The organism is Streptomyces cupreus (assembly GCF_014257025.1).
In the GTDB taxonomy this organism is placed as follows: Bacteria; Actinomycetota; Actinomycetes; order Streptomycetales; family Streptomycetaceae; genus Streptomyces; species Streptomyces cupreus.
Genome location: NZ_JACMSF010000073.1, coordinates 1 through 24,243 on the forward strand (window position 1 = coordinate 1; position 24,243 = coordinate 24,243).

A 24,243-nucleotide genomic window follows, 5' to 3' on the forward strand; every position below is an offset into this window, starting at 1 on the left:
CCCCATCTGCCCTGGGGCGACCCGCGCCGCGGCTGGGACTTCGTCTCCGCGGGCCACGGCGACGTCCCCTGGGAGGACGTCTTCCGGATGCTGCGCTCCATCGACTACCAGGGCCCGATCTCCGTGGAGTGGGAGGACGCCGGCATGGACCGGCTCCAGGGCGCTCCGGAGGCACTGGCCCGCCTGAAGGCGTACGACTTCGAACCCCCGTCGGCCTCCTTCGACGCGGCGTTCGGCAACTGAGCTCTCTTCCATGTCTCCGGGGTGACGGCGCACCCCGGCGCAGGCACCCGCATGTACAACCGGCCCCATTCTGGAGGCAATTCGTGCACGCGAAAGACCGCACCACCCGCAGAACCGAGATCCACAGACGACGCCTGACCTTCCGCAAGACGGTCGCGCTGCTCAGCGGCGCGCTGCTGGCGGGCGCGTCCCTCACCCTCGCCGCACCGCAGGCTGTCGCCGACGCCTCCGTGGCCGCCGAGGACTTCCAGCAGGTCACCCTCGCCAAGGGCGAGGCGGAGGTCGGCGAGCCCATGTCGCTCGCCGTCCTCCCGGACCGCTCCGTCCTGCACACCTCCCGCGACGGCGAACTGCGCCTGACCGACGCCGCGGGCAACACCAAGCCGGCCGGCAAGCTCGACGTGTACGCGCACGACGAGGAAGGCCTCCAAGGCATCGGCGTGGACCCGGACTTCGCCGACAACCGCTTCATCTACCTCTACTACGCACCCCCGTTGAACACCCCGGCGGGCGACGCCCCCGAGACCGGCACGGCGGCCGACTTCGCGCCCTTCGACGGCGTCAACCGGCTCTCCCGGTTCGTGCTGAAGACGGACGGCACCCTCGACACCGCCAGCGAGCAGAAGATCCTCGACGTCCCCGCCTCCCGTGGCATCTGCTGCCACGTCGGCGGCGACATCGACTTCGACGCGGCCGGCAACCTGTATCTGTCGACCGGCGACGACACCAATCCGTTCCAGTCCGACGGCTTCACGCCGATCGACGAACGGGCGAGCCGCAACCCGGCCTTCGACGCCCAGCGCACCTCCGGCAACACCAACGACCTGCGCGGCAAGATCCTGCGGATCAAGGTGAACGCCGACGGCTCGTACGCGATCCCGGAGGGCAACCTCTTCGCCCCCGGCACCGACAAGACGCGGCCCGAGATCTACGCGATGGGCTTCCGCAACCCGTTCCGCTTCAGCGTCGACAAGGCGACGGGCATCCTCTACGTCGGCGACTACGGCCCCGACGCCGGCGCCGCCAACCCCTCCCGAGGACCGGCGGGCCAGGTCGAGTTCGCCCGCGTCACCGGCCCCGGCAACTTCGGCTGGCCGTACTGCACCGGCGACAACGACGCCTACGTCGACTACGACTTCGCCACCGGCCAGTCCGGCGCCGCCTTCGACTGCGCCGCCCCGAAGAACACCTCGCCGAACAACACAGGGCTGACCGACCTGCCCCCGGCCCAGGCGGCCTGGATCCCGTACGACGGAGGCTCGCTGCCCGAGTTCGGCACCGGCTCCGAATCGCCGATGGGCGGCCCGGTCTACCACTACGACCCGAACCTCGACTCGCCGGTCAAGTTCCCCGAGGCCCACGACGGCGACTTCTTCGCAGGGGAGTTCGGCCGCCGCTGGATCAAGCGCATCACCAGCGACGCCGACGGCACCGTGCAGTCCATCAACGACATTCCGTGGACCGGCACCCAGGTGATGGACATGGCCTTCGGCCCGGACGGCGCGCTGTACGTCCTCGACTACGGCGTCTCCTGGTTCGGCGGCGACGAGCACTCCGCCCTGTACCGCATCGAGAACGCCACCGACGGCCACTCCCCGGTCGCGCAGGCCTCGGCGAGCCGTACCTCCGGAACCGCCCCGCTGCGGGTGCAGTTCTCCTCCGAGGGCACGACCGACCAGGACGGTGACGCCCTCACGTACAGATGGGACTTCGGCGACGGCAGCACCTCCACCGCGGCCGACCCCACGCACCGGTACCGCGAGAACGGCACCTACACCGCGACCCTGACCGCCAAGGACCCCTCCGGCCGCACCGGCAGTGCGAGCGTGCAGGTCGTGGTGGGCAACACCGCCCCGAAGGTGACGCTCGAACTCCCGCAGGACGGGCAGCTGTTCGGCTTCGGTGACGCCATTCCGTTCAAGGTGAAGGTCAGCGACCCGGAGGACGGGACGATCGACTGCTCCAAGGTCAAGGTCACCTTCGTCCTCGGCCACGACAGCCACGGCCACCCCGTCACCTCGGCCAACGGCTGCACCGGCACCATTCAGACCAGCGCCGACGGCGGCCACGACGAGGACGCCAACATCTTCGGGGTCATGGACGCCGAGTACACCGACGGCGGAGGCGGTGGCCAGGCCCCGCTGACCACCCACGACCAGAGCGTCCTGCAGCCCAAGCACCGCCAGGCCGAGCACTTCGGCAACGGCTCCGGGGTCTCGGTCATCACCAAGACCCCGGCCCACGGCGGCAGGACGGTCGGCGACATCGACAACGGCGACTGGATCTCCTTCACGCCGTACGCCCTCGGCAACGCGAAGTCCATGACGGCACGCATCTCGTCCGGCGGCGCGGGCGGCACGATCGAGGTCCGTGCGGGGTCCTCGACCGGCACTCTGCTCGGCAAGGCGGCCGTGCCGGTGACCGGTGGCTGGGAGAACTTCCAGGACGTCACCGCACAACTGACCCGGGCTCCGCGCGGCACGACCACGCTCTACCTGGTCTTCAAGGGGGCCACGGGCTCGGGGGCGCTGTTCGACGTGGACGACTTCACCTTCACCACCGGCTGAGGAGGGATGTGCGCGATGAGATCAACCGGCCAACTGGGAACGGTTTTTGCGGGCACGGCCCTGCTCCTCGGCTGTATGTCGGGACCTGCCGTGTCCGAGCCCTCCGCCTCCGCCGGGGAACGGGTGCTGGTCTTCTCCAAGACCGCCGGCTTCCGACATGACTCCATCCCTGAGGGAGTGGCGGCGATCAAGGAGCTGGGCACCACGGCCGGCTTCACCGTCGACGCCACCGAGGACGCGGGGGCGTTCACGTCCGAGAACCTCCGCCGGTACGACGCCGTCGTCTTCCTGTCGACGACCGGTGATGTGCTCGACGGCGCGCAACAGCGCGCGTTCGAACGCTACGTGCGCCACGGCGGCGGCTTTATGGGCGTCCACGCGGCAGCCGACACCGAGTACGACTGGGCGTTCTACGGCGGGGTGGTCGGGGCGTATTTCCAGTCGCATCCGGCGATCCAGCCGGCCACGGTGGACATCGAGGACCACGCCCACGCGTCGACCTCGCATCTGCCGACGGCCTGGAACCGGACGGACGAGTGGTACAACTACCGCTCCAACCCCCGGGAACGGGTCCATGTCCTCGCCTCCCTCGACGAGTCGTCGTACTCGGGCGGCACCATGAGCGGCGATCACCCGATCGCCTGGTGCCATACCGACCTGGGCGGTCGCGCCTTCTACACCGGCGGCGGCCACACCAAGGAGTCCTACGCGGACCCCGCCTTCCGGCAGCATCTGCTGGGCGGGCTCCGCTGGACGACCGGCGCCGCACAGGCCGACTGCCGCCCGGAGAACGGCTACCGCCCGCTCTTCGACGGCACGGCGTCCTCGCTGTCCGCCTGGCGTCAGGCGGGCCCCGGCTCCTTCACACTGGGCGCCGACGGCTCCCTCACCACAACCGGCGGCATGGGCCTGCTCTGGTACGCCGACCAGGGCTTCGGTGCCTACTCGCTGAAGCTCGACTGGAAGGTCGACGGAGACGACAATTCCGGTGTATTCGTGGGATTTCCGCCCTCGGACGACCCGTGGTCGGCTGTCAACAACGGCTATGAGATCCAGATCGACGCCACGGACGTCCCCGAGAAGACGACAGGGTCCGTCTACGGCTTCCGCTCCGCCGACCTGGCCAAGCGCGATCAGGCGCTGAACCCGCCGGGGGAGTGGAACACGTACGAGATCCGTGTGGAGGGCGAACGCCTCCGTCTCTGGCTCAACGGCGTGAAGATCAACGATTTCACCAACACCGATCCGGCCCGGAGCCTGCGTGACGGGCATGTCGGCATCCAGAACCACGGATCCGACGACCAGGTGTCCTTCCGGGACATCCGGATCAAGGAAATGCCCGTCAAGGGCGACTGAGCGACGGCGGGCGGGGGACGCCGGACTCCCGCCCGCCGTCTTCCACCCCCATTCCTTCCGGGGGAGTACCGGGGTTTCCCGCACGACAAGGAGGCTGCCCATGTCCGTGTCCCGTTCTGGATCCCGAGTCGGAGTGTGGCTGATCGGAGCGCGTGGCTCCGTCGCCACGACGGTGGTGGCCGGCTGTGCCGCGATCTGCGCGGGCCTGCACCCGCCGACGGGCATGGTCACGGAAACCCCGCCCTTCGCCTCCTCGGAGCTGCCCCCGCTGCCCTCCCTGGTCTTCGGCGGCCACGACACCGTGGACTGCCCGCTGCCCAAGCGCGCGGAGGAACTGGCGGCGGGCGGCGTGCTGCCGCCCGGCCTCCCGACCGCCGTGGCGTCCGAACTGGCCGCCGCGGACCGGGAGATCCGGCCGGGCGGCCCCCTCCCCGGCGACACCCGGGACCAGGAGGCCCTGATCTCCGCGTTCGCCGCCGACATCCAGGACTTCGTACGACGGCTCGGCCCGACCCGCGCGGTCGTGGTGAACGTCGCCTCGACCGAACCCCCGCCCACGGACCAGGCCCTCCCGCCCAGCACCCTGTACGCGGCGGCGGCCCTGCGCGCGGGCTGCCCGTACCTCAACTTCACCCCGTCGACGGGACTGCATCACCCGGCACTCGCCACCGCGGCCGCCGAGTCCGGGCTCCCCTACGCGGGCCGCGACGGCAAGACCGGCCAGACCCTGCTCCGGGCCGCCCTGGCCCCGATGTTCACCCAACGCGCCCTCGCGGTGCGCGCCTGGTCCGGCACGAACCTCCTGGGCGGCGGCGACGGCGCATCCCTCGCCGACCCGGCAGCGGCAGCGGCCAAGAACGCCGGCAAGGAACGCGTCCTCGCCGACACCCTCGGCACCCCTCCGGAGGGCGAGGTCCACATCGACGACGTCCCGGCCCTCGGCGACTGGAAGACCGCCTGGGACCACGTGGCCTTCGACGGCTTCCTGGGCACCCGGATGATCCTCCAGACGATCTGGCAGGGCTGCGACTCGGCCCTGGCCGCTCCTCTGGTCCTGGACCTGGCCCGCCTGACGGCACGGGCGCATGAGAGGGGGCTGTCCGGGCCGCTCGGTGAACTCGGCTTCTATTTCAAGGATCCGGTGGGGGACGGGCCTGCGGCGCTGGCTGAGCAGTATGCGGAGCTGGTGCGGTTCGCGGAGCGGTTGCGGGCGCCCGGCGCGGGCGGCCAGGGCCGAGCCGATGGCGGGGCCGGGGAGGAGCGGTGAGCGGGGGTGTCGGGGGTACGGCAGTGGTGGGCACGGAAGGGGCGGGCGCGGAAGGGGCGGGCACGCGGGCCGAGGCCGGCGCTGGGCCGGGGGCGGCTGCGGACGGCAACGCGAGTGCGGCACGGGTCGATGCGGCTCGCCCGAGCCTGACCCCGAGCCCGAACCTCCCCCTCGCCTGGGCCGAACTCCTGCGCCTCCCGGCCCTGTTCACCGTCCCCGGTGACGCCCTGGCCGGCGCGGCCGCCACCGCCGTACCCCACAACTCCCGCACCCTGCTCGCCATCGGCTCCTCCTTCTGCCTCTACGAGGCCGGCATGGCCCTCAACGACTGGGCGGACCGAGAGGAGGACGCCGCCGAACGCCCCCACCGCCCCCTGCCTTCCGGCCGCGTCAGCCCCGCCGCCGCTTTTACGGCGGCCTGCGCCCTCACCGGCGCGGGGCTGGCCCTGGCCGCCCGAGCCGGACGCCCCGCGCTGGCCGTCGCCGCACCCCTCGCCGCCACGGTCTGGGCCTACGACCTCCACCTGAAGCACACCCCGGCAGGCCCGGCAGCCATGGCAACGACCCGAGCCCTCGACCTCCTGCTGGGCGCCGCGGCCACGAGCGGCCGCACTCGCGAGGCAATCCCGTCCGCCACCCTGCTCGGCACCCACACCTGGGCGGTCACGACGGTCTCCCGCCAGGAGAATCAGGGTGGCTCATCCGTGGCACCTCTGGCGGCATTGGCTACAACTGCCCTGCTGACGGGCCTGATCACGCGCGGCACCTCCTCTCCCTTGCGCGGCCGGGACCACGCTCCGTCCGGCACCGCTGGCACGACCGGCGCGCACGGCCTGGCGCGTATCCCGAGTGCGCAGGCCCCCTCCGCCACACAGGCCCACTCACCCGCCACCCGCGCAACTGCCCTTGCCCCCGGCCACCGTCACCGGCCACAGCTCCCCACCCTCCCCTCCTCCCTCCGCCAAGCCCTCGCCACCGCCTACGCAGCCACCGCCGCCCGCCCCTACTTCCACGCCGCCCTCAACCCCTCACCCCCACTCACCCAACGCGCCGTCGGCGGCGGCATCCGCGCCACCATCCCCCTCCAGGCCGCACTCGCCGCCCGCTCCGGCGCCACGGCCACCGCCCTGCTCGTCGCGGCCCTCGCCCCGCTGGGCCGCCGGTTCGCGAGGAAGGTGAGCATCACATGACCCCCGCAGCAGGCCGCCCCCTCTCCGCCACCTCCCTCCGCTTCGGCTACGGCACCAACGGCCTCGCCGACCTCCGCCTGGACGACGCCCTCGGTCTCCTCGCCGACCTCGGCTACGACGGCGTCGGACTGACCCTCGACCATATGCACCTGGACCCGTTGGCCCCGGACCTCGCCGCTCGGGTCGACCGAGTCGCCCACCGTCTGGACACCCTCGGACTGGGCGTCACCGTCGAAACCGGCGCCCGCTATGTGCTCGACCCGCGCCGCAAACACGGCCCCTCCCTGCTCGACCCCGACCCGAACGCCCGCGCCCGCCGCATCGGCCTCCTGATCCGTGCCGTCCGGATCGCCGCCGACCTCGGCGCCCACGCCGTGCACTGCTTCAGCGGCATCACCCCGGACGGCACCGACCCGGACACCGCCTGGAAACGCCTGGCCGAGGCCCTGGCCCCCGTCCTGGACGCGGCCACGTCCGCCGAGGTCCCCCTCGCCATCGAACCCGAGCCCGGTCACCTCCTCGCCACCCTCGCCGACTTCCACCACCTCCGCCGCGTCCTCGGCGACCCCGAGCCCCTCGGACTCACCCTCGACATCGGCCACTGCCAGTGCCTCGAACCCCTCCCTCCAGCCGACTGCGTCCGCGCCGCCGCCCCTTGGCTGCGCCACGTCCAGATCGAGGACATGCGCCGCGGCGTCCATGAACACCTCCCCTTCGGAGCGGGCGAGATCGACTTCCCGCCCGTCCTCGCGGCCCTCGCCGCCACCGGCTACCAGGGCCTGACCGTCGTGGAACTGCCCCGCCACTCCCACGCCGGCCCCCACCACGCCGAACTCTCCCTCCCGTTCCTCCGCAACGCCGCCACCGTCGCCGCGGCACCCACCGAGCCCTCACACCCCGGCGAGCCCTCCGCCACCCCCGAAGGGAGCACCCCATGACCCACCCCCGCCCCACGACGGGCGCCCCGGCGGCGGGCAACCAGGACTCTCGGCCCGCTCCGAGCCGCCCTCAGCCCACCGAGGGCGTTCCCCCGACCCCCCTCGCCCTCACCCCACCTCCCACCCTCCACGCCCACCTCACCACCCACCTGGCCGGAGCCGCCCGTGCCTGGCTGGACCAGGCCCTCGAGGAGGCCGCCGCCAACCCCGGCACCCACGGGCCCATCTCCGTATGGGAGTTGCGCCTGGCCGAGGCGGGCCGCCGCTGTGGCTCCGAGTACGCCGACGCCGCACGCGTCCTCATCCTGCACGCCGCCCGAGCCGACACCGACGCCGTCACCCGCGTCTACTTCCAGGGCACCGGCGCCGAACGCCGCGCCGTCCTGCACGCCCTGCCCCATCTCGTGCCCGGCCCGGACGCCCTCCCGCTGATCGAGGACGCCCTGCGCACCAACGACACCGGCCTTCTCGCCGCCGCCGTCGGGCCGTACGCCGCCCGGCACCTCGACCCCCACCAGTGGCGGCACGCGGTCCTGAAGTGCCTGTTCACCGGCGTGTCCGTCAGCGCGGTGGCCGACCTGGAGGGCCGGGCCCGCGCCGACGCCGAACTCGCCCGCATGCTCGGCGACTACGCAGCCGAACGCACCGCCGCGGGCCGTCCCGTACCGGAGGACCTGTACCGCGTCCTGGCTCTGACCGAATCCGGCTCCACACCCCCACCGCACGGCTCGGCCCACCCCCACGGCAAGGAGTCCTGATGCGCATCTTCGATCCCCACATCCATACGACGTCCAGGACCACCGACGACTACGAGGCCATGCACGCCGCGGGCGTCCGTGCCGTCGTCGAGCCCTCCTTCTGGCTGGGCCAGCCCCGCACCTCGCCGGCCACCTTCTTCGACTACTTCGACTCCCTCCTCGGCTGGGAACCCTTCCGTGCCGCCCAGTACGGCATCGCCCACCACTGCACGCTCGCCCTCAACCCCAAGGAGGCGAACGACCCGCGCTGTCTGCCCGTCCTCGACGAACTGCCCCGCTATCTCGTCAAGGACCAGGTCGTGGCCGTCGGCGAGATCGGCTACGACTCGATGACCCCCGCCGAGGACACCGCCCTCGCCGCCCAGCTCCAGCTCGCCGCGGACCACGAACTGCCCGCGCTCGTGCACACCCCGCACCGCGACAAGGCGGCCGGCCTGCGCCGCACCCTCGACGTCGTCCGGGAGTCCGCACTGCCCCCGGACCGCGTCCTGGTCGACCACCTCAACGAGACCACCGTCAAGGAGGCCAAGGACAGCGGCTGCTGGCTCGGCTTCTCCGTCTATCCCGACACCAAGATGGACGAGGAACGGATGGTCGCCATCCTCCGTGCCTATGGCCCCGAGCAGGTGCTGGTGAACTCCGCCGCCGACTGGGGCCGCAGCGACCCCCTCAAGACCCGCGGGGTCGGCGACCTGATGCTGGCCGAGGGCTTCAGCGAGGACGAGGTCGACCGGGTGCTGTGGCGCAACCCCGTCGCCTTCTACGGGCTCAGCGGCCGGCTGAACCTGGACGTCGCCGCCACCGACGCCACCCACGAAGGCAACTCCATCCTCCGCGGCGGGGCGTGAACCATGCGCTTCCGCCACCCCGACGGCTCCACCGTCCACCTCGCCTACTGCACCAACGTCCACCCCGCCGAGACCCTCGAAGGCGTCCTCGCCCAGCTCCGCGACCACTGCGAACCCGTCCGCCGCCGCCTCGGCCGCGACCGCCTCGGCATCGGCCTGTGGCTCGCCAAGGACGCCGCCCACGCCCTCGTCACCGACCCGTCCGCCCTGCGCGGCCTGCGCTGCGAACTGGACCGCCGAGGCCTTGAGGTCGTCACCCTGAACGGCTTCCCCTATGAGGGCTTCGGCGCCGAAGAGGTCAAGTACCGCGTCTACCGTCCGGACTGGACCGACCCCGAGCGCCTCGACCACACCACCGCCCTCGCCCGCGTCCTCACCGGACTGCTCCCCGACGACATCGACGAGGGCAGCGTCTCGACCCTCCCGCTCGCCTGGCGCACCCGGCCGACCGAAACGGCCCACACCGCGCTGCGCACCCTCGGCGAACGCCTCGACGCGCTGGAGGAACTGACCGGCCGCTCCATCCGCATAGGCCTGGAACCGGAGCCCGGCTGCGTCATCGAGACCACCGGCGACGCCATCGCCCCCCTCACCGCGATCGACCACCCCCGCATCGGCATCTGCGTCGACACCTGCCACCTCGCCACCTCCTTCGAAGATCCGCACACCGCCCTGGACGCCCTTGCCGCGTCCCGCATACCTGTCGTGAAATCCCAGCTCTCGGCAGCACTGCACGCCGAGCACCCACACCTCCCCGAAGTCCGCGAGGCCCTCGCCGCCTTCGACGAACCCCGCTTCCTGCACCAGACCCGCACCAGCACCGCCGCCGGCCTGCGCGGCACCGACGACCTCGGCGAGGCCCTCGGCGGCCAGGCGCTCCCCGACGCGGCGCCCTGGCGCTCCCACTTCCACGTCCCGCTGCACGCGGCCCCCGCCGCGCCCCTCACCTCCACACTCCCCGTCCTGAAAGCCGCCCTCGCCCGGCTCGTCGGCGGCCCGCACCCGCTCGCCCGCCATCTGGAGGTCGAGACCTACACCTGGCAGGCCCTCCCGCCCGAGCTGCGCCCCACCACCCGGGCCCAGCTCGCCGACGGCATCGCCGCCGAACTCACCCTCGCCCGCGACCTGTTGACGGACCTCGGCCTGAAGGAGCTCCCATGAGCACGAGCACCCCACGGACCGCCCCGGGCACCGGTCCCACCCCGCTCCTCGTCCTCGACGTCGTCGGCCTCACCCCCCGTCTCCTCGATCACATGCCCCACCTCAAGCGCCTCGGCCGGTCCGGCTCCCGCGCCGTGCTCGGCACTGTCCTGCCCGCCGTCACCTGCGCCGCCCAGTCCACCTTCCTCACCGGCGCGCACCCCTCGGAGCACGGCATCGTCGGCAACGGCTGGTACTTCCGTGAACTCGGCGACGTACTCCTGTGGCGCCAGCACAACGGCCTGGTCGCCGGCGACAAACTCTGGGACGCCGCCCGCCGCGCCCACCCCGGCTACACCGTCGCCAACATCTGCTGGTGGTACGCCATGGGCGCCGACACCGACTTCACCGTCACCCCCCGTCCGGTCTACTACGCCGACGGCCGCAAGGAACCCGACTGCTACACCCGGCCCCCGGCCCTGCACGATGAACTCACCGACACACTCGGCACCTTCCCGCTCTTCCACTTCTGGGGACCCGGCGCCGACCTGGTCTCCAGCCGCTGGATCATCGACGCGACCCGCCACATCATGCGCACCCGCCGGCCCGACCTGACCCTGTGCTACCTCCCTCATCTCGACTACGACCTGCAGCGCTTCGGCCCCGACGACCCGCGCTCCCTCAAGGCGGCCGCCGAGCTGGACACCGCCCTGGCCCCGCTCCTGGACGACGCCCGCACGGAAGGCCGTACCGTCGTCGCCCTGTCCGAGTACGGCATCACCCGCGTCAGCCGCCCCGTCGACATCAACCGCGCCCTGCGCCGTGCGGGCCTGCTGGAGGTGCACACGCAGGACGGCATGGAGTATCTGGACACGATGGCGTCCCGCGCCTTCGCCGTCGCCGACCATCAGATCGCCCATGTCTATGTGCGCCGCCCGGAGGACCTCGACGCGACCCGGGCCGCGCTGGAGGGGCTGCCCGGGCTCGGGCAACTCCTCGACGACGAGGGAAAGAAGGCGCACCATCTCGACCATCCGCGCTCCGGCGAACTCGTCGCCGTGGCGGAGCCGGACGCCTGGTTCACGTACTACTACTGGCTCGACGACGACCGCGCGCCCGACTTCGCGCGCCTGGTCGAGATCCACCGCAAACCCGGCTACGACCCGGTCGAACTCTTCATGGACCCACTCGACCCCTACGTCAAGGTCAAGGCCGCGACCGCGCTGGCGCGCAAGAAACTCGGCATGCGCTACCGCATGGCGGTCGTGCCCCTGGATCCCTCACCTATTCGCGGCAGCCACGGCCGCCTTCCCGCGAGCGACGACGACGGTCCGCTCCTCATCTGCTCCACCCCCCGCGCTGTCGGTGACCGCCTCGCGGCCACCGATGTGAAGTCACTGCTGCTCCAACTCGCCGGTCTCACCTGAGGGATGAACCCACCAGGTCCGACTGGTCCCAAGTGAAGCACTCACCACTGACAACGCCCCGTGACCACGAGGAGTTCCAGCATGAGCCGCATATCCCAGACCGATCCCGAACTCACCCACCGCCTCAGCAGACGCGGCATGCTCGGCGTGGCCGCGGGCGCCACCGCCGCCGCTCTGCTGGGCGCCGCGGCGACCCCCGCCACGGCCGCCACCGACGCCGGGACCTCCGACGCGGGCCGCGGCCGCCCCGTCCTGCCGCCAGGGCGGCTCGGCATCCAGCTCTACAGCCTGCGCGACAAGGTCTCCACCCTCGGCTTCGCCGCCGTCTTCGCCGAACTGGAGAAGTACGGCTACGACGAGGTCGAGTTCGCCGGCTACACCCAGGGCTCGGCAGGCCCGATCACCCTCGCCCAGCTCAAGCGGCTGGCCAGGAACCACGGCCTGAACCCGATCGGCAGCCATGTCGGCTACTACTCCAACGACCCGAACGCCTACACCTTCGCCCAGAATCTCACCAAGGTCCTCGACGATGCCCAGGCCCTCGGCCTCAAGCACATCGGCACCGCGTCCGGCCCGTTCCGCTACGGCTCGACCGTCGACGCCTGGAAGCGTGCCGCCGAGGAGTTCAACACCTACGGCGCGGCCGCCAGGGCGCGCGGCATGAAGTTCTACCAGCACAATCACTCCGAGGAGTTCTCCTTCGCCAGCGACAACCCCAAGGTTCGCCTCTACGACGTGCTGCTGGCCGAGACCGACCCCGACCTCGTCCACCTGGAGATGGACATCTTCTGGGCGTACTCGGGCCAGTTCCGCTTCTCCAAGCGGCCCGACGGCACGCCCGCGCCCTTCGACCCGCTCGACTACGTCCTCAAGCAGCCGCACCGCTACCCGCTGTTCCATGTGAAGGACGGCGTCAGCGACCCGGCGAACACCTACGGCTACCGCATGGTCGACGTCGGCGACGGAGACATCGACTACCAGCGGTTCATCTCCGGCGTGACCCGGCTGCGCGGCGAACGGCTCGCTCACCACTGGCAGGCCGAGCACGACAACCCGACCGAGTCCTTCACCTTCGCCCGGCGGTCGAGCGAGCACCTGCACTCACTGCGCGAGAAATGCTGACGGCCGTACACACCTGAGGAGGCCCTCCCCGTGGTGGGGAGGGCCTCCTCAGGTTTTGACCGACGAAACGGCCCTGCCGTCATCTCACGCCATTTCCTCGCCGAGCGGTTGCGGGTTGGGAGTGATACGGCGCTTGTTCCTGTCGTGTCCCGGCGGAGTGAGGAACAGGGCCACACAGCCGGCGAAGAGCGAGATGCAGCCCGCCAGGGTGAAGGCGCCGTTGTAGCCCCAGGCGCCGACGACCACGGAGCCCATACCCGCGCCCAGACCGGAGACGAGCTTGGAGCTGTAGACCATCCCGTAGTTGGTGGCGTTGTTGTTCTCGCCGAAGTAGTCCGCCGTCAGCGCCGCGAACATCGGGAAGATGGCACCGCCGCCGAAGCCGGAGATGGCGGAGAAGATCAGGAACAGCGGCAGGTTCTTGATCTCGGCCGACCAGATGATGCCGAACTGGGCGAGGCCCAGGATGGCGCACACATAGAGCAGGCACTGCTTGCGGCCGTAGAGGTCGGAGAGCCAGCCGATGACGCCGCGCCCGGTGCCGTTGACGATCGCCTTCAGCGACATCGCGGTGGCCACGATTCCGGCCGCGAAGCCCGCATCCTCACCGATGTCGACCTGGAAGGCGATGCCGAAGATGTTCACGCCGGAGGTGCAGGCGAGACAGAACCACATCAGCGCCACCCGGCCGGTCTTCCATGCCTCCAGCGGGGAGTACTGCTTGTCGGCCGGGGGGTTCTTCTCCAGCGAACGCCGGGCCCGCGGGTCATTCGGCGGGTTCAGCGGGTCGATGCTCGCCGGCCACCAGTCCTTCGGCGGGTCCCGGAAGTAGAAGCCGGCGACCGCCACCACCGCGGCGAGGAAGACGCCGACCGACACCAGCACCCAGCGGAAGTTGGAGCCGTCCATGAAGCCGGTGAAGATGAAGACGAACGGCACCGAGCCATAGGCGAAACCGCCGTTGACGAAGCCGGTCTTGCCGCCCTTGCGCTCCGGGTACCACTTGCCGACCATGTTGACGCAGGTGGCGTACACCATGCCCGCGCCCATGCCGCTGAACATGCCGAACCCGAAGAAGGCGATCGCGACATGTGGCGCGTACGCCAGCGACAGATAGCCGAGCAGCGTGCCGACCGAGCCCAGCATCATCGCCCAGCGCGCCGGCAGCTTGCCGTTCTCACGCAGCCGCCCCGCCGGAAAGGCGACCGCGGCCTGGCAGAACACCCAGACGGTCATCATCCAGTAGATGCTGCCGCTGGACCAGTGGTGCGCCTCGTGGAGCGTGTCCTCGGCGGACGCGAACGCGTACTCGGCCGAGGAGATGCCCATCATGCCGACCCAGGGCAGGATCACCATCCACTTGCGCTTGCGGCCCATGATGTCGATGTCGGACTCACCGACACGGTAGACGCGTCCGTTCTTGTCGGTCACCTCCCGATAGGTGGCGACCCCTGTAACGTCGGTAGTTGTCACGTCAGTTGCACCCCTTGCGTCGAAAGTTCTGGCCAGCGCCCCCTGTCCATTGCCTTTCGTGCGCGCGCGGGTCCCGGGGCCGGCCGACGCGCACCGTCGGCCGGCCCCCCGCTGCCTCACCTCATGAACCGCCCCCCAACAACCCCGCCGCCCGCGCCCACCGGTACTTCGCGCCCAGTACGGCCACCGGCTTCTCGGTCGTGTACGGGTACGCCACGACCCCTCGCTCGTACAGGTACTGGCAGGCGTCCTCGACCTCGACGTCGCCCGCGAGCGAAGCCACCACCGGCTTGGAGATCCCGCGCTCGCGGAACTCGGCCACCACGCGCGCGGTGAGCTCGGCGAAGACCATGGGGGGAGTGACGATGGTGTGCCAGTAGCCGAGGACCAGCGCGTGGATGCGCGGATCCGCCAAACCGAGCCGGATCGTCGCCTCGTACGTCGACGGCGGCTCGCCCCCGGTGATGTCGACCGGGTTGCCCGCGGCCCCGAAGGGCGGGATGAACTTCCGGAAGGCCTCGTCCAGGTCGGACGGGATCTCCATCAGGGACAGGCCGTTGTCGGTGACCGCGTCGGACAGCAGCACGCCGCTGCCGCCGGCCCCGGTGATGATCACGACGTTGTCGCCCTCGGGGGTGGGCAGCACCGGCAACGCGCGCGCGTACTCCAGCATGTCGTTCAGACCGGGCGCCCGGATGACCCCGGCCTGCCGCAGGATGTCGTCGTAGACGGCGTCGTCGCCCGCGAGCGCCCCGGTGTGCGACCCGGCCGCCTTGGCTCCGGCCGCGGTCCGGCCTGCCTTGAGCACCACGACAGGCTTCTTCGGTACGGTCGCCCGAGCGGCCTCCACAAAGGCCCGGCCGTCCTTGAGGTCCTCCAGGTGCATCGCGATGCACTCGGTGTGCGGATCCTCACCGAACCAGGTCAGCAGGTCGTCCTCGTCCAGGTCCGACTTGTTGCCGAGACCGACGATCGCCGACACGCCCGTCTTCGTGGTGCGGGCGAAGCCCAGGATGGCCATGCCGATGCCACCGGACTGCGAGGTCAGCGCCACCCCGCCCTTGACGTCGTACGGCGTGCAGAACGTGGCGCACAGGTCCTGCCACGTCGAGTAGTAGCCGTAGATGTTCGGCCCGAGCAGCCGGACGCCGTGCCGTTCGGCGATGGCCACGATCTCGGCCTGGAGCTCGTGTTCCCCGGTCTCCGCGAATCCGGAGGGGATCAGCACTGCGTTGGGGATGTTCTTGCGTCCCACCTCCTCAAGCGCCGAGGCCACGAACTTGGCGGGGATCGCGAAGACCGCCACATCCACCTCACCGGGAACGTCCGTGACACTCTTGTACGCCTTGCGGCCCAGAATGTCATCGGCCTTGGGGTTCACCGGATGGATCTCCCCGGAGAATCCGCCGTCGACGAGGTTGCGCATCACCGAATTGCCGATCTTGCCCTGTTCGTTGGAGGCGCCGATCACGGCGATCGAGGAGGGCTGCATCAGGCGGCGCATCGAGGTGAGGATCTCCTCGCGCGTGTACCTCCGGCGCGGCGGCTGCTGCTTCTCCGCGAGGATCACGCGGATGTCGGCGGCCACCGCGCCCTCCGGCGTGGCGATCACCGGGTTGAGATCGACCTCGGCGATCTCCGGGAAGTCCGCGACCAGTTGGGACACCCGGCGGATCTGCTCCGCGATCGCCCACCGGTCCACGGCCGCCTGCCCGCGCACCCCGCGCAGGATCTCCGCCGACCGGATCGAGTCCAGCATCGACAGGGCCTCGTCCGCGTCCAGGGGCGCGAGCCGGAAGGTGACGTCCTTGAGGACCTCGACCAGCACCCCGCCGAGCCCGAAGGCGACGACCTTCCCGAACGTCGGATCCGTCACCGCGCCGACGATGACCTCCTGCCCCTTCGGCAGCAGTTCCTGGACCTGGACGCCCTCGATGCGCGCGGACGCGTCGTACGCGCGCGCGTTGTCGACGATGGTGTGGAAGGCGGCCCTTACGTCGGCGGCGCCCTCGACTCCGACGATCACTCCGCCGGCGTCGGTCTTGTGCAGGATGTCCGGAGAGACGATCTTCATCACCACGGGCCCGGCGAAGCGCGCCGCGTACGCCACCGCCTCCTCGACGTCGGTGGCGAGCTCCTCCCCGGGTACGGCGATCCCGTACGCGTCGGCGATCACCTTGCCCTCGGGCGCGGTCAGCGCGGTGCGTCCCTCGGCCCGCACGGAGTCGAGGATCGTGCGCACCCTCAGGACCCGGTCTTCGGCCATCACGTCAGATCACTCCGTTCGACTTGAGCAGGCGCAGCTCCTCGTCGCCGAGGCCGAGCTCGCCGATGAAGACCTCTTCGTTGTGCTGGCCGAGCAGCGGTGAACTGGTCACCTCCACAGGGGAGTCGGACAGCTTCAGCGGGCTGCCGACGGTCACGAACTCGCCCCGCTCGGGGTGCGGAACGGTGACGACCATCTCGTTGTCGACCAACGAGGAGTCCTCGATGATCTCCTTGGTGGACAGGATCGGACCGCACGGGATGTTGTGCGTGTTGAGCTTTTCCAGCACCTCCCACTTGGGCAGGGTCGAGGACCACTCCTCGATCAGCTGGAACATCTTGTTGAGCTTCGGCAGCCGGGCCTCGGGTGTCGCCCACTCGGGGTCCTCGGCGAGTTCGGGCCGGCCGATGAGCTCACTGATCGGCTTCCAGCCGACGGGCTGCACGATGACGTACACGTAGTCGTTCGGCCCGCCCGGTGCGCACTTGACCGCCCAGCCCGGCTGGCCGCCGCCGGACGCGTTTCCGGAGCGGGGAACCTCCGTGCCGAAGTCCTCGTTGGGATATTCAGCGAGTGGGCCATGGGTCAGGCGCTGCTGGTCGCGCAGCTTCACCCGGCAGAGGTTGAGCACCGCGTGCTGCATGGCCACGTTCACCCGCTGACCACGCCCGGTGGTCTCGCGCTGGAACAGCGCCGCGAGAATCCCGGCCACCGCGTGGACGCCCGTGCCCGAGTCCCCGATCTGGGCCCCCGTGGCCAGCGGCGGCCCGTCCTCGAAACCGGTGGTCGACATCGACCCGCCCATGGCCTGCGCGACGACCTCGTACGCCTTGAAGTTGGTGTACGGGCCCTCGCCGAACCCCTTGATGGAGGCATAGACGATCCGTGGATTGATCTCCTGGATGCGGTCCCAGGTGAAGCCCATCCGGTCAACCGCGCCCGGACCGAAGTTCTCGACCATCACGTCGGAACGCCGGATCAGCTCGGTGAGGAGCTCCTTGCCGCGCTCGGTCTTGGTGTTGAGGGTGATGCTCCGCTTGTTGCAGTTGAGCATCGTGAAGTAGAGCGAGTCGACGTCCGGAAGGTCGCGCAGCTGCTTGCGTGTGATGTCGCCGGTCGGCGCCTCCAGCTTGACGACGTCCGCGCCGAGCCAGGCGAGCAGCTGGGTCGCGGAGGGCCCGGACTGGACGTGCGTCATGTCCAGGACGCGGATGCCTTCGAGGGCCTTGTTCGGCGTTCCAGTCATGGGGACCACCTCACTTGTACATGGTCTGGTTCATGGTTCCGGGGGCGTACGCGTCCGGGTCGACCCAGACGTTGATCAGCGAGGGCTTCCCGGACTCGCGGGCGCGCCGGAGCGCGGGGCCGATGTCGGCGGGGTCGCGGACCTCCTCGCCGTAACCGCCCAGCATCTGCGCGAACTTGTCGTAGTGGACGTCGCCGAGGGTGTTGCCGACGCGCTCGCGTGCCTCGCCGTACTTGGCCTTCTGGCCGTAACGGATCTGGTTCATCGAGGAGTTGTTGCCGACGATGCCGACGAAGGGGAGGTTGTAGCGGACGAGGGTCTCGAAGTCCCAGCCGGTTAGGGAGAAGGCGCCGTCGCCGAAGAGGGCGACCACCTCCTTGTCGGGGCGTGCCTGCTTGGCCGCGAGCACGAAGGGGACGCCGACGCCGAGGGTGCCGAGCGGGCCCGGGTCCATCCAGTGGCCGGGCGACTTGGGCTGGACGACCTGACCGGAGAAGGTGACGATGTCGCCGCCGTCACCGATGTAGATGGAATCCTCGGTGAGGAAGTCGTTGATCTCGCTCACCAGCCGGTAGGGATGGATGGGGGAGGCGTCCGAGCGCAGTTGCGGCAGCCGCTTCTCGATCGCGGTCTGCTCGGCGGAGCGCAGCTCGTCCAGCCACTCCTTGCGCTTGGACGCACCGCCGTTCAGGCGCCCGGAGGCGGCCTCGGTCACCGCCTTGAGCACCAGTGCGGCGTCCCCGACGATGCCGAGGTCGATGTCGCGGTTCTTGCCGACGGTCCGGTAGTCGAGGTCGATCTGCACGACGGTCGCGTCCGGGGAGAGCCGCTTGCCGTAGCCCATACGGAAGTCGAAGGGCGTGCCGACGATGACGATGACGTCGGCGCCCGAGAAGGCGTACCGGCGCGACAGCTGGAAGTGGTGCTGGTCGCCGGGCGGCAGGGTGCCGCGTCCGGCGCCGTTCATGTACGCCGGGATGTTGAGGGTGCGGACCAGCTCGATGGCGGCCTCGGTGCCACGGGTCGTCCACACCTGGCTGCCCAGCAGGATCGCGGGCTTCTCGGCGTGCACCAGCAGATCGGCGAGCTTCTCGATCGCCTCGGGGTCGCCGGCGGAGCGGGTCGACGCGCGGTAGGCGCCGGGCCGGGGCACACGCGCCTTGGCGGTGGGCACCTTGGCGTCGAGGACGTCCCGCGGAATCTCCAGGAAGGAGGGGCCGGGCGCGCCGTGGTAGCACTCGCGGAACGCCATGGACACCATGTCCGCCGCGCGCGCCGTGTCCGGCACGGCCGCCGCGAACTTGGTGATCGGGGTCATCATGTCGACGTGCGGGAGGTCCTGGAGGGACCCCATCTTGTGCTGGGTGAGCGCCCCCTGGCCGCCGATCAGCAGCATCGGGGACTCGGCGCGGAAGGCGTTGGCGACGCCGGTGACCGCGTCGGTCGTACCGGGACCCGCGGTGACGACGGCGCAGCCGGGCTTGCCGGTGATGCGGGCGTAACCGTCGGCGGCGTGCGCGGCGACCTGCTCGTGGCGCACGTCGACGACCTCGATGCCCTCGTCGACGCAGCCGTCGTAGATGTCGATGATGTGGCCGCCGCACAGGGTGTAGATGCGATCGACGCCCTCGGCCTTGAGGGCCTTGGCTACGAGATGACCACCGGAAATGACGTCCTGGGTGTCGTCGGGCATGGCGAAGTCCTGTCCCTTCGTAGGGGGTTGGAACGGCTCTCGCGGTACATTGCATACAGTCGACGAATACTGTATGAAGCTTGTTATCCCGCATCCGGTGGGTGGTGTCCAGGGGGCGTGCGGCACTTTTGAGTCAGGAGCCGGAATGGACCTGTACGAGCACCAGGCAAGGGAACTCTTCGAGGAACACGGCATCTTGGTACCGAGGGCCGAGGTCACGGACTCCGCGAAACAGGCGCGCGAGAGCGCTCGCCGGCTCGGCGGACGTGTCGTCGTCAAGGCACAGGTGAAGACGGGCGGGCGCGGCAAGGCGGGCGGAGTGAAGCTCGCCGCGGACCCGGCCGCCGCCGAACTGGCGGCCCGCCAGATCCTCGGCATGGACATCAAGGGCCATCGCGTCGGCAAGGTGATGCTGGCCCAACCGGTGGACATCGCGACGGAGTTCTACGTCTCCTACGTCCTCGACCGGGCGGCCGGCCGCTTCCTCGCCATCGCCTCCGCCGAGGGCGGCATGGAGATCGAGGAGGTCGCCGCTAGCAGGCCGGAGGCCGTGGCCCGCGTCCACATAGACCCGGCCGAGGGCGTCACCTCGGCGAAGGCGGGCGAGATCGCCGAGGCGGCCGGACTTCCGCCGCAAACCGTCGACGTGCTCGTCCGGCTGTGGGAGGTACTGGTCCGCGAGGACGCGGTGCTCGTCGAGGTCAATCCCCTCGTCCGCACGAAGCAGGGCCAGATCCTCGCCCTCGACGGCAAGGTCACCCTCGACGACAACGCCGCCTTCCGGCAGGCGCGTTGGAGCACCGAAGGAGAGGCGCACGACGACCCGCTGGAGGCGGCCGCCGCCGCGAAGGGGCTCAACTACGTCAAGCTCGACGGCGAGGTGGGCATCATCGGCAACGGCGCCGGCCTCGTCATGTCGACGCTCGACGTGGTCGCCGGATGCGGCGCCCGCCCCGCCAACTTCCTCGACATCGGCGGCGGGGCCTCGGCCCAGATCATGGCCGACGGACTGTCCGTGATCCTCTCCGACCCGGCCGTGAAATCGGTCTTCGTCAACGTCTTCGGCGGCATCACCGCCTGCGACGCCGTCGCTGACGGCATCGTGCAGGCCCTGGACACCGTCCGCCTGACCAAGCCGCTCGTCGTCCGCCTCGACGGGAACAACGCGGCACGTGGCCGCGCCATCCTCGACGCGCACGCCCACCCGCTGGTCCAGCAGGCCACCACCATGGACGGCGCCGCCCGGCAGGCCGCCCAACTCGCCACCTCAGCCTAAGGAGACGGGACACCATGGCGATCTACCTCACCAAGGAGAGCAAGGTCCTCGTCCAGGGCATGACCGGCGGCGAGGGCATGAAGCACACCCGGCGCATGCTCGCCGCGGGCACGAACGTCGTCGGCGGCGTCAACCCCCGCAAGGCGGGCCGCACCGTCGACTTCGACGAACGGGCAGTCCCCGTCTTCGGCACGGTCGGCGAGGGCATCGCGCAGACCGGCGCGGACGTGAGCGTCGTCTTCGTGCCGCCCGCCTTCGCCAAGGCGGCCGTGATCGAGGCCGCCGACGCCGGTATCGGCCTCGCGGTCGTCATCACCGAGGGCATCCCCGTGCATGACTCCGTCGCCTTGACCACCTACGCACAGGACCAGGGCACCCGCGTCATCGGCCCCAACTGCCCGGGCCTGATCACCCCGGGCCAGTCCAACGCGGGCATCATCCCCGCCGACATCACCAAGCCCGGCCGCATCGGCCTGGTCTCCAAGTCGGGCACGCTCACCTACCAACTCATGTACGAACTCCGCGACATCGGCTTCTCCACCTGCGTGGGCATCGGCGGCGACCCGGTCATCGGAACCACCCACATCGACTGCCTCGCCGCCTTCCAGGACGACCCCGACACCGAACTCATCGTCCTCATCGGGGAGATCGGCGGCGACGCGGAGGAACGGGCGGCCGCATACATCCGCGACCACGTCACCAAGCCCGTCGTCGGCTACATCGCCGGATTCACCGCCCCCGAAGGCAAGACCATGGGCCACGCCGGCGCCATCGTCTCCGGCTCCTCCGGTACGGCGACGGCGAAGAAGCAGGCCCTGGAGGCGGCCGGTGTACGGGTGGGGAGCACCCCGACGGAGACCGCGAGGCTCGTTCTCGCGCGCCTCGAAGAACAGCGGTAGACCACGCAGCCCCCGCACCCCCGCCCGCCCGTCTCCCACCACCACCCTTCCAGGAAGGCCCTACGGGCCCTTTTCCTCTCGACTGTGCACCGAGAGCGGAGCAACCCATGGCAACCACCTTCACCCTCAAATCCGGCACCTCCTGGGCCGATGCCTGGCAGCGCTGTCTCGCCGTCGCCCCCGAGGCCTTCCGGGACGACCGAGTCCTCAACCTCTGGAACGGCACCTGGCAGGCGGACGGCCGTGCCCTGCCCGCCACCAGCCCCGTCGACGGGGGCCCCATCGCGGGCCCGCCCCGCCTGGACCGGGCCACCGCCCACCGAGCCGTACGCGCCTCGCTCGACCAGCACCGCGCCTGGCGGCACATCCCCCTCGACGAACGCCGCGCCCGTGTCGCGGCCACCCTCGACTCCCTCACCCAGCACCGCGAACTCCTCGCCCTTCTGCTGGTCTGGGAGATCGGCAAGCCCTGGCGGCTCGCGCAGGCCGACGTCGACCGGGCCATCGACGGCGTGCGCTGGTACGTCGACGGCATCGAGCCGATGCTCACCGGACGGGCCCCGCTGGACGGCCCGGTTTCCAACATCGCGAGCTGGAACTACCCGATGAGCGTGCTCGTTCACGCAGTACTGGTACAGGCATTGGCAGGAAACGCGGTCATCGCCAAGACCCCGACCGACGGCGGCGTCGCCTGTCTGACCCTGGCCTCGGCGCTCGCCGCCCGCGAGGGAATACCCGTCACCCTCGTCAGCGGCAGCGGGGGCGAGCTGTCCCAGGCGCTGGTGCGGGCGCCCGAGATCGGCTGCGTCTCCTTCGTCGGCGGCCGCGACACCGGCGCCGCGGTCGCGACGGCCGTCGCCGACCTCGGCAAACGACATGTACTCGAACAGGAGGGACTCAACACCTGGGGCATCTGGAACTACACGGACTGGGAGGCGCTCACGGCGGTCGTGCCGGGGCTCTTCGACTACGGCAAACAGCGCTGCACGGCGTACCCGCGCTTCGTCGTCCAACGCGCGCTGTTCGACGAGTTCCTGGCGGCGTACCTCCCGGCGGTGCGCACGCTCAGGGTCGGCCATCCGCTGGCCGTAGAACACCCCGACGACCCTTACCCGGCACTGGACTTCGGCCCGGTGATCAACGCGGCCAAGGCCAAGGAACTGCACGACCAGGTCGCCGAGGCCGTCGACAGAGGCGCCGTACCGCTGCACCGCGGCAGCCTGTCCGACGCGCGCTTCCTGCCCGGCCAGGACACCTCGGCGTACGTCCAGCCCGTCACGCTCCTCAACCCGCCGCCGTCCTCACCGCTGCATCACGCGGAGCCGTTCGGCCCGGTCGACACCATCGTCCTGGTCGACACCGAGGCCGAGCTGCTGGCCGCCATGAACGCCTCCAACGGCGCCCTGGTCGCCACGCTGTCCACGGACGACCGGTCGGCCTTCGACCGGCTCGCCCCGCAGATCCGCGCCTTCAAGGTCGGCCACGGCAAACCGCGCTCCCGCGGCGACCGCGACGAGCTGTTCGGCGGGTTCGGCGCGTCCTGGCGCGGCGCCTTCGTAGGCGGGGAACTGCTGGTGCGTGCGGTGACGCACGGGCCGGCGGGGGAGCGGCTGCCGGGGAACTTCCCGGAGTACCACCTCATGCCGTGAGGGACCTCGAAGATCGGGTCGGGGTGATGATCGGGTCGGAGCGGAAGCTGATCGCTACAGTCTGCGCATGATCCGTGACGAACCTCCCGCGACCCCCGACCCACGCGCCGACGCTCGCCAGGACACCCGTCTCGGCCACCTCCTCCGGCTCGCGCAGGTCAAGCTGGCCCGGACGTCCGCCGCGGCGCTGGCTCCGTACGGGGTGGACGGGCATGAGCTGGCGGTGCTTGCGGTGCTGTCCGGCGCGCGGCCGCTGTCGCAGGTGGAGGCGGCCGGCCGGCTGGGCGTCGACCGCACCACCATGGTGTCGCTCCTCGACGGCCTGGAGGATCACGGCCTGGTGGTGCGGCGGCGCAGCACCCGGGACCGGCGCAAGAACATCGTCGAGCTCACGGTCGCGGGCGAGGAGTGCCTCCGGCGGGCCGAGCAGGCCCGCCGCTCGGCCGAGCGCAGTTTTCTGGCCCCACTGGACGAGGAGACAGCGGCCACGCTCATCCGCGCACTCCACCTGCTGACCTGCGAGGACCGCGCCAAGGGCACCCCAGGGTGAGCATGTGATCGCTCTTGGTGAAACCTTCCGGCGGGGCCTCCCACAGCGCCCCTCCCGGACAGATATGCAGGTGAAGGGCACTCCGAAACCTTGGTATTGTTGTCCATGTCGCCGCCGGGAACGCCCCCGGCAAGGCGGCAGACACCTGGTCCGGGTGGCGGAATGGCAGACGCGCTAGCTTGAGGTGCTAGTGCCCTTTATCGGGCGTGGGGGTTCAAGTCCCCCCTCGGACACATCCCAGCTTGTGCGGGTCGAGGTTCTGCTCGGTCCGCACAAGCTGTTTTTGCGTCGGCGGGCGGCCACCGTCGCTTGACTTGGAGAGCGCTCCAATTCCT

General features: G+C 70.6%; 19 protein-coding genes and 1 tRNA gene. 16 read left to right on the plus strand and 4 right to left on the minus strand.

Annotation, left to right across the window (positions count from 1 at the left end; all coding sequences use genetic code 11):
* From H4N64_RS38445 to H4N64_RS38495, 11 genes are all read left to right on the plus strand, one after another.
* Positions 1–243 (plus strand): sugar phosphate isomerase/epimerase family protein (locus H4N64_RS38445; RefSeq protein WP_222109905.1); only part of this gene is annotated, 243 nt, incomplete at its 5' end.
* Between the two features lie 83 nt (positions 244–326).
* On the plus strand, positions 327–2,810 hold the full coding sequence (locus H4N64_RS38450) for a PQQ-dependent sugar dehydrogenase (RefSeq protein WP_186287252.1): 2,484 nt from the start codon (positions 327–329) through the stop codon (positions 2,808–2,810).
* A gap of 15 nt (positions 2,811–2,825) precedes the next feature.
* Entirely contained in the window at positions 2,826–4,166 is a 1,341-nt protein-coding gene (locus H4N64_RS38455; RefSeq protein ID WP_186287253.1) for a ThuA domain-containing protein, read from the plus strand.
* A gap of 100 nt (positions 4,167–4,266) precedes the next feature.
* The gene (locus H4N64_RS38460) at positions 4,267–5,433 is read left to right on the plus strand and encodes an inositol-3-phosphate synthase (protein ID WP_186287254.1); all 1,167 of its coding nucleotides are present in this window, start codon (positions 4,267–4,269) and stop codon (positions 5,431–5,433) included.
* A gap of 146 nt (positions 5,434–5,579) precedes the next feature.
* The gene (locus H4N64_RS38465) at positions 5,580–6,623 is read left to right on the plus strand and encodes an SCO3242 family prenyltransferase (RefSeq protein WP_222109908.1); all 1,044 of its coding nucleotides are present in this window, start codon (positions 5,580–5,582) and stop codon (positions 6,621–6,623) included.
* The gene (locus tag H4N64_RS38470; RefSeq protein ID WP_186287255.1) at positions 6,620–7,561 is read left to right on the plus strand and encodes a sugar phosphate isomerase/epimerase family protein; all 942 of its coding nucleotides are present in this window, start codon (positions 6,620–6,622) and stop codon (positions 7,559–7,561) included. Before H4N64_RS38465 ends, H4N64_RS38470 begins: the two co-directional genes overlap by 4 nt.
* Positions 7,558–8,319 (plus strand): EboA domain-containing protein, encoded by a 762-nt coding sequence (locus H4N64_RS38475; RefSeq protein ID WP_186287256.1) that lies wholly within the window; start codon positions 7,558–7,560, stop codon positions 8,317–8,319. The genes H4N64_RS38470 and H4N64_RS38475 overlap by 4 nt, the downstream gene beginning before the upstream one ends.
* Positions 8,319–9,167, plus strand: a complete 849-nt coding sequence (locus H4N64_RS38480) for a TatD family hydrolase (protein ID WP_186287257.1) — start codon at positions 8,319–8,321, stop codon at positions 9,165–9,167. Before H4N64_RS38475 ends, H4N64_RS38480 begins: the two co-directional genes overlap by 1 nt.
* 3 nt (positions 9,168–9,170) lie before the next feature.
* Positions 9,171–10,328, plus strand: coding sequence for a metabolite traffic protein EboE (gene eboE, locus H4N64_RS38485; RefSeq protein WP_186287258.1), 1,158 nt, complete (start codon positions 9,171–9,173; stop codon positions 10,326–10,328).
* Entirely contained in the window at positions 10,325–11,734 is a 1,410-nt protein-coding gene (locus tag H4N64_RS38490; protein ID WP_186287259.1) for an alkaline phosphatase family protein, read from the plus strand. The genes eboE and H4N64_RS38490 overlap by 4 nt, the downstream gene beginning before the upstream one ends.
* An 81-nt stretch (positions 11,735–11,815) precedes the next feature.
* Positions 11,816–12,856 carry a sugar phosphate isomerase/epimerase family protein gene (locus H4N64_RS38495; RefSeq protein WP_186287260.1) on the plus strand — a complete coding sequence of 347 codons (1,041 nt, stop codon included), beginning with the start codon at positions 11,816–11,818 and terminating at the stop codon, positions 12,854–12,856.
* Positions 12,857–12,940: 84 nt separating this feature from the next.
* On the opposite strand, the gene H4N64_RS38500 is transcribed toward H4N64_RS38495, so the two are convergent.
* The 4 genes from H4N64_RS38500 to H4N64_RS38515 all read right to left on the minus strand — a co-directional run bounded on the left by H4N64_RS38500 (position 12,941) and on the right by H4N64_RS38515 (position 19,534).
* The gene (locus H4N64_RS38500) at positions 12,941–14,329 is read right to left on the minus strand and encodes an MFS transporter (protein WP_186287261.1); all 1,389 of its coding nucleotides are present in this window, start codon (positions 14,327–14,329) and stop codon (positions 12,941–12,943) included.
* Positions 14,330–14,450: 121 nt separating this feature from the next.
* On the minus strand, positions 14,451–16,595 hold the full coding sequence (locus H4N64_RS38505; RefSeq protein ID WP_186287262.1) for an acetate--CoA ligase family protein: 2,145 nt from the start codon (positions 16,593–16,595) through the stop codon (positions 14,451–14,453).
* Between the two features lie 4 nt (positions 16,596–16,599).
* Complete coding sequence (gene frc, locus H4N64_RS38510) at positions 16,600–17,841, minus strand: formyl-CoA transferase (RefSeq protein ID WP_186287263.1); 1,242 nt, start codon at positions 17,839–17,841, stop codon at positions 16,600–16,602.
* 10 nt (positions 17,842–17,851) lie between these two features.
* Positions 17,852–19,534: a thiamine pyrophosphate-binding protein gene (locus tag H4N64_RS38515; RefSeq protein ID WP_186287264.1), complete on the minus strand. Its 1,683-nt coding sequence runs from the start codon at positions 19,532–19,534 to the stop codon at positions 17,852–17,854.
* 145 nt (positions 19,535–19,679) lie between these two features.
* On the opposite strand from H4N64_RS38515, the gene sucC reads away from it, so the two are divergent.
* The 5 genes from sucC to H4N64_RS38540 all read left to right on the plus strand — a co-directional run bounded on the left by sucC (position 19,680) and on the right by H4N64_RS38540 (position 24,141).
* Positions 19,680–20,810: an ADP-forming succinate--CoA ligase subunit beta gene (gene sucC, locus H4N64_RS38520; RefSeq protein WP_186287265.1), complete on the plus strand. Its 1,131-nt coding sequence runs from the start codon at positions 19,680–19,682 to the stop codon at positions 20,808–20,810.
* Positions 20,811–20,824: 14 nt separating this feature from the next.
* Positions 20,825–21,709, plus strand: coding sequence for a succinate--CoA ligase subunit alpha (gene sucD, locus H4N64_RS38525; RefSeq protein WP_186287266.1), 885 nt, complete (start codon positions 20,825–20,827; stop codon positions 21,707–21,709).
* A 107-nt stretch (positions 21,710–21,816) separates the two neighbouring features.
* Entirely contained in the window at positions 21,817–23,358 is a 1,542-nt protein-coding gene (locus tag H4N64_RS38530; protein WP_186287267.1) for an aldehyde dehydrogenase family protein, read from the plus strand.
* A 67-nt stretch (positions 23,359–23,425) separates the two neighbouring features.
* Positions 23,426–23,908, plus strand: coding sequence for a MarR family winged helix-turn-helix transcriptional regulator (locus tag H4N64_RS38535; protein ID WP_186287268.1), 483 nt, complete (start codon positions 23,426–23,428; stop codon positions 23,906–23,908).
* Between the two features lie 148 nt (positions 23,909–24,056).
* Positions 24,057–24,141: transfer RNA gene (locus H4N64_RS38540), tRNA-Leu, on the plus strand.
* Positions 24,142–24,243: the final 102 nt, after the last annotated feature.